Consider the following 2,015-nt stretch of genomic DNA (forward strand, 5'->3'; position numbering starts at 1 on the left):
CGTCCTGCGCGGCGGCGGCGACATCGGTGCCGGTCAGATCGGCGTTCAGATCAGCATAAGCGGTGATCTTGGCGGTGTCCCACGGCTCAAGAATACCGGTCTCGACCCATTTGGTCACCGACCCGGCGCAGACATGGCTGACATCGGCCTTGAAGCCCGAGCGCAGCTTTTGCAGCGCTTCTTCTTCGTCGCCGAAGAAGGCAAAGCGCGGGCTGTCGCCGTTCTTGGCGATATAGGTGCTATGGAACGCCGGGTCTTCGAAGCCGGAGTAATCGAACACCAGCAGATCGGAATCTTCGGCGCTGGCGGTCGACGCGATGGCGCAGAACGCCACGCCGGTCAGCAGTTTTTTCATCACAGTCATTCACATCCCTCCTGTTGGGGTGCAGTTGCATCGAAGCGACGCTAGAACCAGTTTTCGTGTCTCACAAGGGGGTAAAATGCCGCCCGGCAAGAATGCCGCGTTCACGCGCCGTGGCCGTGACCCTGCGCCGGGGATTTGCGTAAATCACGGGCAGCCCGGACCGCGCGGGCCAGTTGCTTGGTTTCAGCGCAAAGATCGTCCAGACAGGTCTCGGCGGCGGCGCCGTCGCGGGCCTCCAGCGCATCGGCCAGCGCGGTGTGCAGCGCGATGATCCGGGCGCGGTCGCGGGCCGAAAAGGTGATCATGTTCATTAGCGGTTGCATGCCCTCGATCGCCCCGGCCAGATGCCACGACAGCACCGGATTGCCCGCGCCATCGACCAGCGCCCGGTGAAAGGCCACGTCGGATTCGCAAAAGCGTTCGTCGCTGAGACCGGGCTGGGATTGCCGGTGGATTTCAGCCCGCATTGCCGCCAGATGATCGGGGCTGCGCCGCTGGGCCGACAGCGCGGCACAGGCGCGTTCCAGCGCATAGCGGGCCTCGCAGGCGGTGTCGAAATCAATGGCGTTCATCGACAAGAGCAGCGTGGCGGTGGTGACCTGTTGGCCATATGCCTCGTCATATTGCAGGCGGTTCACGAAGGCGCCGCCGGTGGCGCCGCGCTGGGTGCGGATCAGGCTTTGCGCCGCCAGCCGTTTCAAGGCCTCGCGCACCGTGGGCCGCGAGACGCCAAAGGTCTCGGCCATCTCGGATTCCGACGGCAGGCGCTCGTCCACGATCAACCGGCCGTCGATGATCGCGTTGCGGATCGCGCTGGCGATCTGCGCCGACAGGTCATGGTCCGGGCTAAGTTCTGTTTTCATCGGGCGGGGCCTGATCCGGAAATTATCAATTGTCAGACAATTAAATGTATGACATTTTATTCGCTAAGTCATGCCAAACTTGCGTCATCGGCGCAAGCGGGGGAACGCGGGGGGCATATGAACAGAATTCAGGTCAACTCCAGCCAAATCGCGCTGCGCCGGGCCGGTGAGTCCGGGCCGCCGGTGATCTGCCTGCATTGCTCCAGCAGCCACAGCGGCCAGTATAAGCCGCTGCTGGCCGAGCTGGCGCCGCGCTATCGGCTGGTGGCGCCGGATCTGCACGGTTATGGCCAAAGCGACCCGCTGCCGCATGACGGTCAGCCGTGGTTCGTCTATGATCGCGCCATGGTTGGGGCGCTGCTGGATCAGTTCCCCGGTGAAAAGGTGCATCTTGTCGGGCATTCGCTGGGCGGGGTCACGGCGTTTTTCGCCAGCCGCGAATGGCCCGAGCGTATCGCCAGCCTGACCCTGATCGAGCCGGTTCTGTTCTCGCTTCTGGCCGAGGCCGGGCTGGATGAGGTAGCCGAGGGCTATCGCACCTCGTCCGAGGTGCAGGGCTATCTGCGGCTGAAGATGCCCGAACGCGCCGCGCAGTATTTCGTCGATTTCTGGTCCGGCAAGGGCGCTTGGGCGGCGCTGGATGACGGCACCCGGCGCTATATCACCGACACGGTCGATCGGGTCGCCGATGACTGGACCGGGGTGCTTGTCGATCTGCCTGAACAAGCCGGGATAAGTGATTGTTCCGCTTTTGGAATGCCGGTTCAACTGATCCGCGGCGGCGCGTC

2 protein-coding genes and 1 pseudogene are annotated in these 2,015 nt (G+C 63.6%); 1 reads left to right on the top strand and 2 read right to left on the bottom strand.

The window, feature by feature from the left end:
- Positions 1 to 364: pseudogene (locus ABYW26_RS13910) on the bottom strand (polyamine ABC transporter substrate-binding protein); the annotation flags it as partial.
- Between the two features lie 101 nt (positions 365 to 465).
- Entirely contained in the window at positions 466 to 1,227 is a 762-nt protein-coding gene (locus ABYW26_RS13915) for a FadR/GntR family transcriptional regulator (RefSeq protein WP_372605507.1), read from the bottom strand.
- A gap of 117 nt (positions 1,228 to 1,344) precedes the next feature.
- Here ABYW26_RS13915 and ABYW26_RS13920 point away from each other — a divergent pair.
- Positions 1,345 to 2,015, top strand: a 671-nt coding sequence (locus ABYW26_RS13920) for an alpha/beta fold hydrolase (RefSeq protein ID WP_372605508.1), incomplete at its 3' end; no start/stop codon positions are given.

The sequence above is a fragment of the Actibacterium sp. genome (assembly GCF_041584535.1).
Taxonomy (GTDB): domain Bacteria; phylum Pseudomonadota; class Alphaproteobacteria; order Rhodobacterales; family Rhodobacteraceae; genus Actibacterium_D.

What these genes read in the sequence shown, in the direction of transcription:
- ABYW26_RS13915 (WP_372605507.1), bottom strand. Translation starts at nt 1,227, where the DNA reads ATGAAAACAGAACTTAGCCCGGACCATGACCTGTCGGCGCAGATCGCC.